This is a genomic window from Pseudomonas sp. FEMGT703P (assembly GCF_002786345.1).
Taxonomy (GTDB): Bacteria; Pseudomonadota; Gammaproteobacteria; order Pseudomonadales; family Pseudomonadaceae; genus Aquipseudomonas; species Aquipseudomonas peli.
Genome location: NZ_PGCM01000010.1, coordinates 743,308 through 758,543 on the forward strand (window position 1 = coordinate 743,308; position 15,236 = coordinate 758,543).

The window sequence follows — 15,236 nt, forward strand, 5'->3', positions numbered from 1 at the left end:
TGGCCGTGAACGGATGGGATAACCCTTAACCCTAAGATGGGGGCAGCCCCAACAAAAAACAAGCGTCGACACAGTAAAAGCAAAGGGGCCCGCAGGCCCCTTGCTTTCAACATGTTACAACGCTGTTACGCGTCAGGCGCAGCCTTAGCTGGCAGCTCGTTGTTCTCATAAATGAGCAACGGCTTGGAGGTGCCATCGATAACGCTTTCATCGATAACCACTTTACTGACGTCCGACTGCGAAGGAATCTCATACATGGTGTCGAGCAGCACACCTTCGAGAATCGAACGCAAACCGCGAGCACCGGTTTTACGCTCAAGCGCCTTGTGGGCAACCGACTTAAGCGCATCAGGACGGAACTCAAGATCCACCCCTTCCATTTCAAACAGCTTGGCATATTGCTTGGTCAAGGCATTCTTCGGCTCGGTCAGAATCTGTACCAAGGCCGCCTCATCAAGCTCATCCAAGGTTGCAATGACCGGCAAGCGACCAACGAACTCAGGAATCAAGCCGAACTTGACCAAGTCATCGGGCTCAACAGCACGAAGTGACTCGCCAACTTTTTTGCCTTCTTCTTTGCTGCGAACCTCTGCATTAAAACCGATTCCACCTTTGGTAGAACGGCCTTGAATGACCTTTTCCAGGCCAGAAAAAGCACCACCACAAATAAACAGGATATTGCGAGTATCAACCTGCAAAAACTCTTGCTGTGGGTGCTTACGCCCTCCCTGCGGAGGAACAGAGGCAACAGTGCCTTCAATCAGTTTCAGCAGCGCCTGCTGCACACCTTCACCCGATACATCACGGGTAATCGAAGGGTTATCAGACTTACGCGAGATTTTGTCGATCTCGTCGATGTAGACAATACCCATCTGGGCCTTTTCTACGTCGTAGTCGCATTTCTGCAACAGCTTTTGAATGATGTTTTCTACATCCTCGCCCACATAACCAGCCTCGGTCAGTGTGGTTGCGTCTGCAATAGTGAACGGCACATTGAGAAGCCGCGCTAGGGTTTCAGCCAACAAGGTCTTACCAGAACCCGTCGGGCCGATAAGCAAGATGTTGCTCTTGCCCAACTCAATGTCATCTTTCTTATCGCGCTGATTGAGGCGCTTGTAATGGTTATAAACCGCTACAGCCAAAATTTTCTTAGCACGCTCCTGACCAATCACATACTGATCAAGGATGCCGCTGATTTCCTTGGGGGCAGGCAATTTATGCGCACTGCTCTCGGCCTGGGCTTCCTGCACCTCCTCGCGGATGATGTCATTACACAGGTCTACGCACTCGTCGCAGATGAAGACCGAGGGGCCGGCAATTAATTTGCGCACTTCATGCTGGCTTTTGCCGCAGAAGGAGCAATAAAGCAGCTTGCCGTTGTCCTCGCCGTTGCGGGTGTCAGTCATTCGTTCGATCCAAATCCGATAGGCTTGCAACACAAGATGAAGGCTTATGCGGGCTTTTTCAAGCCCGCCGGAGGCCAGACAAGCCGGCCCGCCCTATTTTGAGCTGCTTATATTTAAGCAGGTCGCTTTTCAATCACAGCATCGATCAACCCGTACTCACGAGCGGCTTCGGCGCTCATGAAGTTATCACGATTGGTATCGCGCTCGATTTCCTCAAGGGTCCGCCCACTGTGCTTCGCCATCAGCGTATTCAGGCGCGCACGGATAAAGAGGATTTCTTTGGCGTGAATTTCAATGTCCGACGCCTGGCCTTGGAAGCCACCCAGTGGCTGATGAATCATCACTCGCGAGTTCGGCAGGCAGTAACGCTTGCCCTCGGCGCCAGCGGTCAGCAGGAATGCGCCCATGCTGCACGCCTGACCAATACAGGTGGTGGACACGTTGGGCTTGATGAACTGCATGGTGTCGTAGATCGACATACCCGCCGTCACCGAACCGCCCGGGGAGTTGATATACAGATGGATGTCCTTGTCCGGGTTTTCCGCTTCAAGGAACAGCAACTGCGCGCAGATCAGATTAGCCATGTAGTCTTCTACAGGACCGACAAGAAAGATCACGCGCTCTTTGAGCAGACGCGAATAGATGTCGTACGCACGCTCACCGCGAGCAGACTGCTCAACAACCATTGGCACCAAGCCGCCAGCAGCTTGGATATCAGACATTTGATGCATAAAAGGATTGCGGGACATGCTGCACTCGCTCCCTAAATAGTCATGTCACAAATACGCATAAGCCAGCGCGGAGGCTGGCTTATGGCGTATTCGAACGAGGTAAAGAAATCAGGCGGCTTGAGGTGCTTCTACCGGCTTGACAGCTTCTTCGTACGAGACCGCTTTATCGGTCACGTTGGCCTTCTGCAAAACAGTATCTACAACTTGCTCTTCCAGTACAACTGAACGTACTTCGTTCATTTGCTGGTCGTTTTTGTAGTACCAGGCCACAACCTGCTCAGGCTCTTGATAAGCCGAAGCCATTTCCTGAATCATTTCGCGAACGCGTGCATCATCCGGCTTCAGCTCACACTGCTTGACCACTTCAGCCACAACCAGGCCCAGCACAACGCGACGCTTGGCTTGCTCTTCAAACAGTTCAGCTGGCAGCTGCTCAGGCTTGAGGTTGCCACCGAACTGCTGAACAGCCTGCACACGCAGACGGTTCACTTCGTTGCTGATCAGCGCCTTCGGCACTTCGATCGGATTGGCAGCCAGTAGACCATCCATAACCTGGTTTTTAACCTTGGACTTGATGGCCTGGCGCAGCTCGCGCTCCATGTTCTTGCGCACTTCAGCACGGAAGCCTTCCAGACCGCCTTCTTTAACACCGAACAGGGCAAAGAAGTCATCATTCAGCTCAGGCAGCTGAGGTGCAGCGATGCTGTTAACGGTAACGGTGAACTCAGCAGTTTTACCTGCCAGATCCAGGTTCTGATAATCAGCCGGGAAAGTTGGGTTGATTACACGCTCTTCACCAGCCTTGGCGCCGACCAGTGCATCTTCAAAACCAGGGATCATGCGACCGGAGCCGAGAACCAGCTGAGTGCCCTTGGCCGAGCCGCCAGCGAAGGCTTCGCCGTCAATCTTGCCAACGAAATCAATGTTGAGCTGGTCACCATTTTCGGCAGCGCGCTCGGCAGCTTCAAAACGGGTATTCTGCTTGCGCAGGATTTCCAGCATGTTGTCGACGTCAGCGTCAGCTACGTCAGCCTGCAGGCGCTCGATGGCAATGGATTCAAAGCCGCCAACGATGAATTCCGGGAACACTTCGAAGGTCGCAACGTATTCCAGATCCTTGCCTTTCTCGAATGACTTCGGCTCAACGGCCGGAGCACCAGCTGGATTGAGCTTCTGCTCAACAACGGCTTCGTAGAAAGTGGATTGGATCAGGTCGCCCAGAGCTTCCTGACGCGCAGCATCTTCATAACGCTGACGGATCACGCTCATTGGTACTTTGCCAGGACGGAAACCAGGGACCTTGGCACGACGGGCAGTCTGCTGCAGACGCTTGTTGACTTCAGTCTCGATGCGCTCAACAGAGACGCCAACGGTCATACGGCGCTCGAGAGCAGAGGTACTTTCAACAGAAACTTGCATGGATAATCCTCGTTGCACAGACATAAGCCGGCCGCTTGCCGGCCCCTAATCAAGGGCATGCATTCTAGAGGGTCGATTTGCAGAAGTCACCCTAGATGCAGGCGGCAAACGGGAGGGAGCTAAAAGATGGTGCGGACGGAGAGACTCGAACTCTCACGCCTTGCGGCGCTGGAACCTAAATCCAGTGTGTCTACCAATTCCACCACGTCCGCGTGGTAAAGCTTTATACAAAAACGCCAGGAATTAACCTGGCGCTTTGGAATATGGGGTGGACGATGGGGATCGAACCCACGACAACAGGAGTCACAATCCTGTGCTCTACCAACTGAGCTACGCCCACCATATTGCATTTTGCTTGAGCCAAGACCGCCAAATGGCGCACCCGGCAGGACTCGAACCTGCGACCATCCGCTTAGAAGGCGGATGCTCTATCCAGCTGAGCTACGGGCGCCTGTACATCTGCAGATGCAGACTTAAAGCTTTCGGCTTCGGAAAAAACTTTGCAGCTTCGACCTTTGCCGTCTTACCCAGCGACTGGCTGTGCTCGACAAGCGGGGCGAATGTTATAGAGGCCGTTTCAGGCCGTCAACAGGAAAAGTTAAAAAAATTCAGCCATTTAAAGGAGTTACGCGAAAACCGTGGCGTGCGCCTTTGCCCCACAGCACGGTCATGCGAGAATGCGCGTCCTTTTTCCATCCTTTCTTTATGGTTAACCAAGCGCAATGACCGCACAACTGATCGATGGCAAAGCAATTGCCGCCAGCCTGCGCCAGCAGATCGCCCATCGTGTCGCCGAACGCCGCCAGCAAGGCCTGCGCGCACCCGGGCTGGCAGTGATTCTCGTCGGTAGCGACCCTGCGTCCCAGGTCTATGTTTCGCATAAGCGCAAAGACTGCGAAGAAGTCGGCTTTGTCTCACAGGCTTATGACCTTCCGGCCACCACCGGCCAGGACGAGCTGATGGCATTGATCGACCGCCTGAATGACGAACCGAGCATCGACGGCATTCTGGTGCAGCTGCCACTGCCAGAACACCTCGACGCCTCTTTATTACTGGAGCGCATTCGCCCGGATAAAGACGTTGACGGCTTCCACCCCTACAACATCGGCCGCCTGGCCCAGCGCATGCCACTGCTGCGCCCTTGCACCCCGAAAGGCATCATGACCCTGCTGCAAAGCACCGGCGTCGACCTATATGGCATGCACGCGGTGGTGGTTGGCGCGTCGAATATCGTCGGCCGGCCAATGGCCATGGAACTGCTGCTAGCCGGTTGCACCGTGACAGTTACCCACCGTTTCACTAAAGACCTGCCCATGCATGTCGGCCAAGCCGATATCGTCGTGGTTGCTGCCGGCAAGCCTGGCCTGGTTCACGGCGAGTGGATCAAGCCTGGCGCCATCGTCATCGACGTCGGCATCAATCGTCAGACCGACGGCAAGCTGATTGGCGATGTGGTCTATGAAACCGCCCTGCCCCGCGCCGGCTGGATTACTCCGGTGCCGGGCGGCGTTGGTCCAATGACCCGCGCCTGCCTGCTGGAGAACACCCTGCATGCCGCCGAGCATTTGCACGACTGAGTGCAGCGCTGGCAGAAATAAAAAACGGCACCTAAGGTGCCGTTTTTTATGCTTGAGTCCAACTCACAGCATCAGTCGCGGGCTTGCTCCCAGGATTTCAGCAGTTCGTTGTAGTTGATGGTTTCACCCTTGGGCTTCTCGTTGGCCAGTTTCGGCTTCGGTGCACCCGGTTGATCCAGCCAGTACTGCGGATCTTTCGGCTCGCTCAGCTTCGGCCCGCACTCACCCAGTACGCCGGAACGCTCAAGACGACCCAACATGGTGTCCTGCGCCGCTGCCAAGCCATCCAGCGCCTCTTGTGGCGACTTGTCGCCGCTGGCTGCTTCGGCAATGAATTGCCACCACAGCTGAGCCAGACGTGGGTAGTCCGGTACGTTGGTGCCGGTCGGGGTCCACTGCACCCGAGCCGGGCTGCGATAGAACTCCACCAGGCCGCCCAGTTTCGGCGCAACGTCGGTCATGGCTTGCGAGTTGATATCCGACTCACGAATTGGCGTCAGGCCAACCAGGGTCTTTTTCAGCGACACGGTTTTCGAAGTGACGAACTGCGCATACAGCCAGGCGGCCAGGCGCTGTTTCTCCGGGGTGGACTTGAGGAAGGTCCAGGAGCCGGTGTCCTGGTAGCCCAGCTTCATGCCCTCTTCCCAATACGGACCTTTAGGTGAAGGCGCCATGCGCCACTTCGGTGTGCCGTCTTCATTAACCACCGGCAAACCTGGTTTGGTCATATCCGCGGTAAAAGCGGTGTACCAGAAGATCTGCTGAGCGATGCTGCCCTGGGCTGGCACCGGACCGGACTCGGAGAAGGTCATGCCCTGGGCTTCTGGCGGCGCGTACTTGCGCATCCAGTCGACATATTTGGTGGTGGCATACACCGCCGCCGGGCCATTGGTATCGCCGCCACGGGCAACACTGGAGCCCACTGGGCGACAACCGTCCACGCGAATACCCCACTCGTCCACCGGCAGGCCGTTAGGCAGGCCCTTGTCGCCGCCACCCGCCATGGAGAACCAGGCATCGGTAAAGCGCCAGCCGAGGGATGGGTCCTTCTTGCCGTAATCCATGTGGCCATAGATGCGCTGACCATCGATCTCCTTGACCTTCTCGGAGAAGAATTCAGCGATGTCTTCATAAGCCGACCAGTTGACCGGTACGCCCAGCTCGTAGCCGTAGATTTCCTTGAACTTGGCCTTCAGCTCCGGACGCTCGAACCAGTCGGCGCGGAACCAGTAGAGGTTGGCGAACTGCTGATCAGGCAGCTGATAGAGCTTGCCATCCGGCCCAGTAGTGAAGGAAATGCCGATAAAGTCCTGCAGATCCAGGGTCGGCGAGGTCACCGCCTTGCCTTCTCCTTCCATCATGTCGCTGATGGCCACGGCCTTACCGTAGCGGAAGTGCGTACCGATCAGGTCCGAGTCATTGATATAGCCGTCGTAGATGTTCTTGTCCGACTGCATCTGGGTTTGCAGCTTTTCGACGACATCGCCTTCCTGCATCAGGTCGTGCTTGAGCTGGATCCCGGTGATTTCGCTGAAAGCCTTGGCCAGCACCTTGGACTCGTACTCGTGGGTGGCAATGGTTTCCGAGGCCACGCTGATGCTCATGCCACGAAACGGCTCAGCGGCCTTGATAAACCACTGCAGTTCAGCAAGCTGCTGCTCGGGCGTCAGGGTCGAGGGGTTGAACTCCTCGCCGATCCACTTTTTTGCCGCTTCTTCGTAGGCATCAGCCCAGGCTGCGCCGCTCAAGCCGGACAACGTCAGCAGGGCAGCCAGCGCCATGCTATGTCGAGTTTTGTTGTTATTGTCGAACATAGAGACCTCCATCTCAGGGTTTGGAATGAGGCAAGCGGGTCATGGCCGCGCCCAACCAACAGGCGCGGCCAAGGCAGCCCGGTTCAGCCCCAACGCATCACTGCAAACAACCAGAACAGGGACAGCACCGAAGCTATCCAGACACTCCAATCGGTCGCGCCCACCACCAGCAGGTGCAGGTAGGCACTTCCAAGCAGACCGATAAACAGCCGATCACCACGGGTGGTGCTGATTGGCAACAAACCTTTGCGTTCGATACAGGGCGAACGCAGCTCCCAGATCGTCATGCCGACCAGCAGCATGCCGATAAAGCCAAAAAACAACGCTGTCGGCAGCGTCCAGGCCATCCAATCCATCGTCGCGACTCCTTATACCCGGCCGAGGGCAAAGCCCTTGGCCACATGGTTACGGACAAACCAGATCACCAGCATGCCCGGCAGAATGGTCAACACCCCTGCCGCCGCCAGTACGCCCCAATCGATCCCCGATGCCGACACTGTGCGCGTCATCACCGCGGCAATCGGCTTGGCATCCACCGAGGTCAAGGTGCGCGCCAAGAGCAGCTCGACCCAGGAAAACATGAAGCAGAAGAACGCGGTAACGCCGATACCCGAGCCAATCAGCGGAATAAAGATCTTCACGAAAAATTTCGGGAAGCTGTAGCCGTCGATATAGGCGGTTTCGTCAATTTCCTTCGGCACCCCGGACATAAAGCCTTCAAGAATCCACACCGCCAGCGGCACGTTGAACAGGCAGTGCGCCAGCGCCACGGCGATATGCGTATCGAACAGGCCGATCGACGAATACAACTGGAAGAACGGCAGCAGAAACACCGCCGGTGGCGCCATGCGGTTGGTCAGCAGCCAGAAGAACAGGTGCTTGTCGCCGAGAAAACGGTAGCGCGAAAACGCATAGGCTGCCGGCAGCGCCACCGTCAGCGAGATCACCGTATTCAGGCACACGTAGTACAGCGAGTTGAGGTAGCCCTCGTACCAGCTCGGATCGGTGAAGATCACCTTGTAGTTATCCAGGGTGAAGCCGTGCGGCCACAGCGTCAGGCCGCCGAGGATCTCGGTGTTGCTCTTGAACGACATGTTTAGCAGCCAGTAGATCGGCACCAGCAGGAACAGGACATACAGCCCCAGTACCAACTTCTTGCGTAGGGTCATGGTCGGCCTCAGCGAGTCTTATCGTTGTGGGTCATGGCGGTGTAGAACAGCCAGGACACCAACAGGATGATCAGGAAGTACACCAGCGAAAACGCCGCCGCCGGGCCCAGGTCGAATTGGCCGATGGCCATTTGCGTCAGGGTCTGGCTAAGGAAGGTGGTGGCGTTACCCGGCCCGCCGCCGGTCAGCACAAAAGGCTCGGTGTAGATCATGAAGCTGTCCATAAAGCGCAGCATCACCGCGATCAGCAGCACGCTCTTCAGCTTGGGCAGCTGGATATGGCGGAACACCGCCCAGTCGGATGCACGGTCGATACGCGCGGCCTGGTAATACACATCGGGAATCGCGCGCAGCCCCGAATAACAAAGCAGCGCCACCAGCGAGGTCCAGTGCCAGACGTCCATGATCAGCACCGTGACCCAGGCGTCGCTGGTGTTGGAGGCATAGTTGTAGCTGATGCCCAGGCTGTTCAGGCTCCAGCCCAGCAAACCGATGTCGGCGCGGCCGAAGATCTGCCAGATGGTGCCAACCACGTTCCACGGAATCAGCAGCGGAATAGCCAGCACGATCAATACCAACGAAGCCATGCGCCCCTTGGTCGGCATGCACAAAGCGATGGCGATGCCCAAGGGAATCTCAATCAACAGCACGCAGGCGGAGAAGATGAACTGGCGCAGCAGCGAGTCATGCAGACGGGTGTCCTGCAGCACCTGCTTGTACCAGTCGACGCCGACGAAATAGCGCGTGGAATGGTCGAAGATGTCCTGCACCGAGTAGTTGACCACCGTCATCATCGGCACGATGGCGCTGAACGCCACCAACAGAAACACCGGCAGCACCAGCCACCAGGCCTTGTTGTTTTGCACCTTCATGGCTGCACCTCCTGCGCTTGCGCCTCAACCAGAACGTCATCGGCATAGAGCATCAGCCACTGCGCTGGAAAGCTCAGGTACACCTGCTGTTGCGGCACGAGCTGGTCTTCCTGCAGGCGCACCTTGAGCGACTGACCATCGAGTTTTAGGGTGAGAATCTTGTAGGTGCCAAGGTCTTCGACATGCACCACCTCGCCGCACAGCGCATCCTCGTTGGGACCATCCCAGACATGAACGAATTCCGGACGGATGCCAATTTTCAGTTTGGCCCCAGGCAGCTCAGCCAGGCGTCGATTGAGCGCCGGTGACAACGGCAGCACGGTGTTGTTGAAGCGCACACCGCCGGCATAAGGCAGCACATCAATCAGGTTCATTCCCGGGCTGCCGATGAAGTAGCCAACAAACGTATGACTGGGGCGCTCGAACAACTCACGCGGCGTGCCGAACTGGACGATCTGCCCGCCGTACATCACCGCAATCTTGTCGGCGAAGGTCGAGGCTTCGAGTTGGTCATGGGTGACGTAGACCATGGTGATATTGAACTGCTCGTGGATCTGCTTGAGCTTGCGCCGCAGTTTCCATTTCAAGTGCGGGTCGATCACCGTCAGCGGCTCATCGAAGAGAATCGCCGACACATCATCACGCACCAGGCCGCGGCCCATGGAAACCTTCTGTTTCTCATCGGCGGTGAGGTTGCGGGCGCGCTTGTGCAGCAACGGATGCAGTTCCAGCACCTCGGCAATCTCATTGACCTTGGTGAGTATCTTTGCCTCGTTCATACCCTGGTTGCGCAACGGGAAAGCCAGGTTGTCGAACACCGTCATGGTGTCGTAGACCACCGGAAACTGGAAAACCTGGGCGATATTGCGCAGCTCCGGCGGCAGCGCGTTGACCACCTTGCCATCGAACTGCACCTCACCATGGGAGGGGCTAAGCAGCCCGGAAATAATATTCAGCAGAGTCGATTTGCCGCAGCCGGAAGGCCCCAGCAGCGCATAGGCGCCGCCCTGCTCCCACACATGGTTCATCTCGCGGATGGCGTAATCGGCTGCCTCAGTCGGCGCGCGACTGTAACTGTGGGCCAGGTTATGCAAACGGATCTCGGCCATCAGGCAACCCTCCCCAGACGGCGGCTGGGCGCCTGAATCAACTGCCCATCAGCGGCAAAGACAAACAGCTTGTGAGTGGGGATATAAATGAGGATCGGCGTATCCACGTCATACTCATGCACCCCTGGCAGATGCAGCACCAGCACGAACTGCTCGTTGCGCACATGCAGAAAGGTTTCCGAACCGCTGATCTCGGCCAGTTCGACCGTTACCGCCAGCTCCAGATCGTCATCATTAGAAGGCACCAGGCCGATATGGCTGGGGCGTACACCGAAGCGGTATTCACCTTCGGCGATGCCTTGCAGGTCCGGGTTGAGCGGGAAATGCACGGTATCGGCAAAACTTACTTCGGTGCCGCTGACGCGCCCCGGCATCAGGTTGATCGCCGGTTCGGAAAACAGTTCTGCAGCCAGCACCTGTAGCGGACGGTGATAGACCACGGCAGTCTTGCCGCTCTGCACCACCCGCCCCTCGTGCAGGATTGTGGTGGTGCCGCCCAGGGCCAGAGCCTCGTTGGGCTCGGTGGTGGCATAAATGGCAATGGTGTGACGGGCCTGAAACAGCTCGCGCATCTCCTGACGCAGCTCTTCGCGCAGCTTGTAGTCAAGGTTGACCAGCGGCTCATCAAACAGAATCAGCGAAGCATCCTTGACCAGCGCCCGCGCCATCGCCGTGCGCTGCTGCTGACCGCCGGACAGTTCCAGCGGATGACGCTGGAGCAAAGCCTCGATACGCAGCATCTTCGCCGTTGCGTGGACCTTTTCCAGAATCTCGGCCTTGCTCACCCCAGCCTGACGCAGCGGCGAAGCGATGTTCTCGAACACCGTCAGGGTCGGGTAATTGATGAACTGCTGATAAACCATGGAAACGTTGCGCTGGCGCACCGAGACATTGGTCATGTCCGCGCCATTCATCAGGATGCGTCCGCTGCTTGGTTTATCCAGGCCCGCCATCAGACGCATCAGGCTGGTCTTGCCCGACAGCGTGCGCCCCAGCAGCACATTGAAGGAGCCAGGTTCGAAGCTCAGGCAGGCATCGTCGATATGCAACTGGTGATCAACGATCCGCGTGACATGCTCCAGGGTAAGTGACATGGGCCGTCCTTTTTCTTGTTATCTGCCCAGTAACAAGGCGAGTTCCGTGCCAACCTGTTTCAGCGCCTGCAAACCATTGATTTAAAACAACTGCAGGTGAATGTAGGCATCCAGCTCAAACACCACTGAACACTTTTGAACAGTGCACAGTGAACAACTGAACAGTCACAGCGTTGACATTGAACAGCCTTCGGCGACACTGCAGGAGCTCGGCGCAGACCGAGGCCCATAACAACAAGAACCCGCGCGAGAGACCTGTCATGGCTGACGCTGTCACTGCCCTGCCCCACGAGACCATCATCCAGGACTCCTGGACACGCTGCCGTGACTACGGCCTGACCCACCAGAGCAGCCCGATTTTCAGCCAGCCCGAACGCGGTGAAGTCAGCGCGCTGCTAGAAAGCCAGCACGCCTTGGTGCACACCACCCACAAGGAAGTGCTGCCCTACTACGGCACCATCCTGGCCAACTCCAATTGCCTGATCATGCTGGCCGACCACCAGGGCCAGGTGCTGCAGTCCTGGGGCGACCAACGCTTTATCGAACCGAGCCGCGCCGCCGGTTTTGTCGCTGGGGCCACCTGGCTGGAGCGCTACACCGGCACCAATGCCATCGGCACCGCCCTGAGTTGCGCCCAGGCGGTACATATTCAGCACGATGAGCATTTCCTCAAGGCCAACCGCTTTATGACCGGCTCGGCCTCGCCGATTTTTGACGAGCAGCGGCAGATGATTGCGGTGCTGGATGTGTCGAGCGACAGCTACCTGCCGCCCTCGCACACCCTGGGCATGGTCAAGATGATGAGCCAGTCGGTGGAGAACCGCCTGATTCTCAACCTGTTCCAGCAGCGCTACTTTCAGCTGAGTTTCAACACCAGCCTGGATAACCTCAGCAGCCCCTGGGCCGGACTGTTGATTTTCGATGAGCAAGGTCAGGTAGTATCCGCCAATCGCCGTGCCGACAGCCTGCTCGGCGTCGGCCTGGCCCAGGTGAATATCGAAAGCCTGTTCGACGTACCGCTGCAGCAACTGCTCAACCAGCCTGAGGCGCTGCCATTCAACCTGCGCGCCAGCGGGCGCTTTCGCTTTCACGCGCAAATCAAACGCCCGCAGCAGCCTTCGCCAATTCAGGCCCGCGACTTTCGTCCCACCCAACAGCCACCTGCCAGTGCCACAAGCAACCACTTCACCCTGGCATCGCTCAACCTCGGCGACCCGCGCGTCGACAAAGCCGTACGCCAGGCAGAGCGGTTGCTGGAAAAAGACATTCCAATCCTGGTGCATGGCGAAACTGGGGTCGGCAAGGAGGTTTTCGTCAAAGCTCTGCATCACGCCAGCTCGCGCGCCAACCAAGCATTTATCGCGGTCAACTGCGCAGCCATTCCGGCCGAGCTGGTCGAGTCCGAGCTGTTCGGCTATGAAAAAGGCGCGTTTACCGGGGCCAACCAGAAAGGCAGCATCGGCCTGATTCGCAAAGCCCATAAAGGCACGCTATTTCTCGACGAGGTCGGCGATATGCCACTGCGCGTGCAAGCCCGCCTGCTGCGGGTGCTGCAGGAGCGCTGCGTACAACCGCTGGGCAGCAGCGAGCTGTACCCGGTGGATATCCGTCTGATTTCCGCTACCAACCGCCCGCTGCGCCAGGATGTGGAAAGCGGGCTATTTCGACAGGACCTCTACTACCGCATCAGCGGCCTCAATCTGGAGCTGCCGCCGCTGCGCGAACGCACCGACAAGGCCGCCATGGTCAAGCGCATCTGGGATTACCACCGCGAACCGCAACAATGGGCCGGGCTAAGCCATGAGGTGCTGAGCCTGTTCGAGCGTCACCCCTGGCCCGGCAACCTGCGCCAACTGAGCAGCGTCCTGCAGATTGCCCTGGCCATGGCCGAGGACCAGCAGATACGCGCGGAACACTTGCCGGATGACTTCTTTGCCGATTTGCAGCCAGCAGCTGCGCAAACGCCCTCCACCCAGCCATCTCCACAACCTCTGGCTAGCACCAGCGCGGATGATCTGGCCAGCCAGTACCAGGCCTGCGGCGGCAATATCTCGCACCTGGCGCGCAGCCTCGGGGTTAGCCGCAACACGCTTTACAAACGCTTACGGGAAACAGGGCTGACGGCGCGCTAGATTACGTAGTAGCTCTTGTAACACCGGCCCTGAACCAGCCCTCTCTACCTGACATGGACTTATACGGCCAAGGTAGGGTCGAACCTATTAGGTAGCCTTTACGGGTCCGTACTGCGCTCACCCGTGCACTCTCTCTTCCAGCGCCGCCACCAGGCCAATCCTTCTCCTTCGCGAGCCCAAACCTAATGCGTGACCCCGCAACTCCAACGGACGCTTTTGCGCGAAGCGCGCCATTGGCCTGCGCCTTAATCAGCATGCTGCTGTTGAGCGCCTGCGGCAGCATTGCACCGCCACAAGCAAACCCCGAGATTGAACCTATACGTTTTCTCCTGAGTTTCGATGACGGCCCAAGCGGCAATACCCGCGACAATCCAACCGAACAGATTCTCGACACCCTGGCAGATAACCCAATCCAGCCTGGGATCAAGGCGCTGTTCTTTGTCCAGACCCGCGCCGTAGCAGCTGGCGGCAGCGTTCACGGCCAGACGCTACTTCAGCGCCAGCAACGAGAGGGCCACCTGCTGGGTTTTCACACGGCAACTCCAGGCCATGCCAACCACCGCTTCCTCAGCCCGGAAGCGTTGCAACAATCGCTGGCAAACGGTGTAGCCGACCTGACCGTCATCAGTGGCACGGCGCCGCGCCTGGTGCGACCACCCTTCTGGAACTACGACGAGCGCACATTCGCCGCCTACCAGACGCACGGTCTGCGCATACTGCTAACCGATTTGAGCGCCAACGATGGCAAGACCTGGGGCATCAATGGCAGCCTGCGCCGGCGCAGTAACCTGCGTGACCAGCTGGCGCGGGCCGCACAGCAGATCAGCGTCGGTGCCTTGCCGGCAGTCGATGGGGTGATACCCGTAGTCGTGACCTTCCACGACCTCAATCCCTACACCGCACGGCATATGCAGGAATACCTGCAAATTCTTCTGGATGTGGCCGCAGATGTGGGCCTGGCCACCGATAAACAGCCGTTCTATGGCCAACGTGATGCCCTGCAACGTGCTGCATTAAGACGCGCCCTCGGCGACCCACAGCAGTACGCTCGGCTGCCGGGCCTGTGGAACTGGCTGTGGAACTAGCAAACCGTACGCAATAAAAAAGGCCGCTCGAAAGCGGCCTTTTCATGCAGCAATCAATCTAGTCCGCCAGGCGCCAGGTAGTACCGCCCTTACCGTCTTCCAGTACCACGCCCATGGCGGTGATCTGGTCGCGGATACGGTCAGACTCGCCCCAATTCTTCTCGGCACGGGCCTGCAGGCGCGCAGCAATCAATGCCTCCACCTCGGCAGCATCGACCTTACCGGCAGCACCGGCCTGCAGGAATGCTTCAGGCTCCAGCTGCAACACACCCAGCACCCCAGCCAATTCCTTCAAGCGCGCGGCTAAGCCAGCAGCGGCCTGCAGATCGGTTTCACGCAGACGATTGATCTCACGGGCCATTTCGAACAGCACGGCGCAGGCTTCAGGCGAGTTGAAGTCATCGTCCATGGCCGCCGCAAAGCGCTCGACAAAGGCATCACCGCCAGCCGGTGCAGCATCTGGCAGGCCCTTGAGCGCGTTATAAAAGCGCTCCAGCGCACCTTTGGCTTCGCGCAGGCTGTCTTCGGAGTAGTTGATTGCACTGCGGTAGTGGCTGGACACCAGCAGGTAGCGCACCACTTCCGGGTGATATTTTTCCAGCACCTCACGAATGGTGAAGAAGTTGCCCAGGGACTTGGACATCTTCTCGCCGTCCACGCGCACCGCGCCGGCGTGCATCCAGGCGTTGGCGTAGAGCTTGCCGGTAGCGGCTTCGCTCTGGGCGATTTCGTTTTCGTGGTGCGGGAACACCAGATCAGGGCCGCCGCCATGAATGTCGAAGGTCTCACCCAGGCAGCAAGTGGACATCACCGAACACTCGATATGCC

At 58.0% G+C, this 15,236-nt stretch carries 13 protein-coding genes and 3 tRNA genes; 3 read left to right on the forward strand and 13 right to left on the reverse strand.

All coding sequences use genetic code 11. From position 1 onward, the window contains the following. Nucleotides 1-125: 125 nt before the first annotated feature. The 6 genes from clpX to CUR33_RS17005 form a co-directional block, all read right to left on the reverse strand. Nucleotides 126-1,406 (reverse strand): ATP-dependent Clp protease ATP-binding subunit ClpX, encoded by a 1,281-nt coding sequence (gene clpX / locus CUR33_RS16980; RefSeq protein ID WP_090255861.1) that lies wholly within the window; start codon nt 1,404-1,406, stop codon nt 126-128. A 113-nt stretch (nt 1,407-1,519) separates the two neighbouring features. Then, nucleotides 1,520-2,155 carry an ATP-dependent Clp endopeptidase proteolytic subunit ClpP gene (gene clpP / locus CUR33_RS16985; protein ID WP_090255862.1) on the reverse strand — a complete coding sequence of 212 codons (636 nt, stop codon included), beginning with the start codon at nt 2,153-2,155 and terminating at the stop codon, nt 1,520-1,522. 90 nt (nt 2,156-2,245) lie between these two features. Beyond that, a complete protein-coding gene (gene tig / locus CUR33_RS16990; protein ID WP_289240363.1) occupies nt 2,246-3,556 on the reverse strand; it encodes a trigger factor in 1,311 nt (436 codons plus the stop codon). A 127-nt stretch (nt 3,557-3,683) separates the two neighbouring features. Next, a tRNA-Leu gene (locus CUR33_RS16995) sits at nt 3,684-3,768 on the reverse strand. Between the two features lie 52 nt (nt 3,769-3,820). Continuing rightward, a tRNA-His gene (locus CUR33_RS17000) sits at nt 3,821-3,896 on the reverse strand. Between the two features lie 34 nt (nt 3,897-3,930). Next, a tRNA-Arg gene (locus CUR33_RS17005) sits at nt 3,931-4,007 on the reverse strand. Nucleotides 4,008-4,278: 271 nt separating this feature from the next. On the opposite strand from CUR33_RS17005, the gene folD reads away from it, so the two are divergent. Continuing rightward, complete coding sequence (gene folD, locus CUR33_RS17010; RefSeq protein WP_090255864.1) at nt 4,279-5,133, forward strand: bifunctional methylenetetrahydrofolate dehydrogenase/methenyltetrahydrofolate cyclohydrolase FolD; 855 nt, start codon at nt 4,279-4,281, stop codon at nt 5,131-5,133. Nucleotides 5,134-5,204: 71 nt separating this feature from the next. Here folD and CUR33_RS17015 read toward each other — a convergent pair whose 3' ends face one another. From CUR33_RS17015 to CUR33_RS17040, 6 genes are all read right to left on the reverse strand, one after another. Further along, a complete protein-coding gene (locus tag CUR33_RS17015; protein WP_289240364.1) occupies nt 5,205-6,947 on the reverse strand; it encodes an ABC transporter substrate-binding protein in 1,743 nt (580 codons plus the stop codon). 83 nt (nt 6,948-7,030) lie between these two features. Further along, nucleotides 7,031-7,303 (reverse strand): DUF2160 domain-containing protein, encoded by a 273-nt coding sequence (locus CUR33_RS17020; RefSeq protein WP_090386722.1) that lies wholly within the window; start codon nt 7,301-7,303, stop codon nt 7,031-7,033. Between the two features lie 12 nt (nt 7,304-7,315). Then, the gene (locus tag CUR33_RS17025) at nt 7,316-8,116 is read right to left on the reverse strand and encodes a carbohydrate ABC transporter permease (RefSeq protein WP_289240365.1); all 801 of its coding nucleotides are present in this window, start codon (nt 8,114-8,116) and stop codon (nt 7,316-7,318) included. An 8-nt stretch (nt 8,117-8,124) separates the two neighbouring features. Then, nucleotides 8,125-8,988, reverse strand: a complete 864-nt coding sequence (locus CUR33_RS17030) for a carbohydrate ABC transporter permease (protein WP_160014187.1) — start codon at nt 8,986-8,988, stop codon at nt 8,125-8,127. Next, entirely contained in the window at nt 8,985-10,097 is a 1,113-nt protein-coding gene (locus CUR33_RS17035) for an ABC transporter ATP-binding protein (protein ID WP_289240366.1), read from the reverse strand. The genes CUR33_RS17030 and CUR33_RS17035 overlap by 4 nt, the downstream gene beginning before the upstream one ends. After that, the gene (locus CUR33_RS17040; protein ID WP_289240367.1) at nt 10,097-11,191 is read right to left on the reverse strand and encodes an ABC transporter ATP-binding protein; all 1,095 of its coding nucleotides are present in this window, start codon (nt 11,189-11,191) and stop codon (nt 10,097-10,099) included. The genes CUR33_RS17035 and CUR33_RS17040 overlap by 1 nt, the downstream gene beginning before the upstream one ends. Before the next feature lie 260 nt (nt 11,192-11,451). Here CUR33_RS17040 and CUR33_RS17045 point away from each other — a divergent pair, with 260 nt between their 5' ends. Beyond that, nucleotides 11,452-13,323 carry a sigma-54-dependent Fis family transcriptional regulator gene (locus CUR33_RS17045; protein ID WP_289240368.1) on the forward strand — a complete coding sequence of 624 codons (1,872 nt, stop codon included), beginning with the start codon at nt 11,452-11,454 and terminating at the stop codon, nt 13,321-13,323. Between the two features lie 254 nt (nt 13,324-13,577). Next, a complete protein-coding gene (locus CUR33_RS17050) occupies nt 13,578-14,408 on the forward strand; it encodes a polysaccharide deacetylase family protein (RefSeq protein ID WP_090255872.1) in 831 nt (276 codons plus the stop codon). 58 nt (nt 14,409-14,466) lie between these two features. Here the strand turns inward: CUR33_RS17050 and CUR33_RS17055 are convergent. Then, nucleotides 14,467-15,236: DALR domain-containing protein (locus tag CUR33_RS17055; RefSeq protein WP_289240369.1), on the reverse strand; the 770-nt coding region annotated here is incomplete at its 5' end.

What these genes read in the sequence shown, in the direction of transcription:
- CUR33_RS17035 (WP_289240366.1), bottom strand. Translation starts at nt 10,097, where the DNA reads ATGGCCGAGATCCGTTTGCATAACCTGGCCCACAGTTACAGTCGCGCG.
- CUR33_RS17020 (WP_090386722.1), bottom strand. Translation starts at nt 7,303, where the DNA reads ATGGATTGGATGGCCTGGACGCTGCCGACAGCGTTGTTTTTTGGCTTT.
- CUR33_RS17040 (WP_289240367.1), bottom strand. Translation starts at nt 11,191, where the DNA reads ATGTCACTTACCCTGGAGCATGTCACGCGGATCGTTGATCACCAGTTG.
- clpP (WP_090255862.1), bottom strand. Translation starts at nt 2,155, where the DNA reads ATGTCCCGCAATCCTTTTATGCATCAAATGTCTGATATCCAAGCTGCT.
- CUR33_RS17030 (WP_160014187.1), bottom strand. Translation starts at nt 8,988, where the DNA reads ATGAAGGTGCAAAACAACAAGGCCTGGTGGCTGGTGCTGCCGGTGTTT.
- clpX (WP_090255861.1), bottom strand. Translation starts at nt 1,406, where the DNA reads ATGACTGACACCCGCAACGGCGAGGACAACGGCAAGCTGCTTTATTGC.
- CUR33_RS17015 (WP_289240364.1), bottom strand. Translation starts at nt 6,947, where the DNA reads ATGTTCGACAATAACAACAAAACTCGACATAGCATGGCGCTGGCTGCC.
- CUR33_RS17050 (WP_090255872.1), top strand. Translation starts at nt 13,578, where the DNA reads ATGCTGCTGTTGAGCGCCTGCGGCAGCATTGCACCGCCACAAGCAAAC.
- CUR33_RS17025 (WP_289240365.1), bottom strand. Translation starts at nt 8,116, where the DNA reads ATGACCCTACGCAAGAAGTTGGTACTGGGGCTGTATGTCCTGTTCCTG.
- folD (WP_090255864.1), top strand. Translation starts at nt 4,279, where the DNA reads ATGACCGCACAACTGATCGATGGCAAAGCAATTGCCGCCAGCCTGCGC.
- CUR33_RS17045 (WP_289240368.1), top strand. Translation starts at nt 11,452, where the DNA reads ATGGCTGACGCTGTCACTGCCCTGCCCCACGAGACCATCATCCAGGAC.
- tig (WP_289240363.1), bottom strand. Translation starts at nt 3,556, where the DNA reads ATGCAAGTTTCTGTTGAAAGTACCTCTGCTCTCGAGCGCCGTATGACC.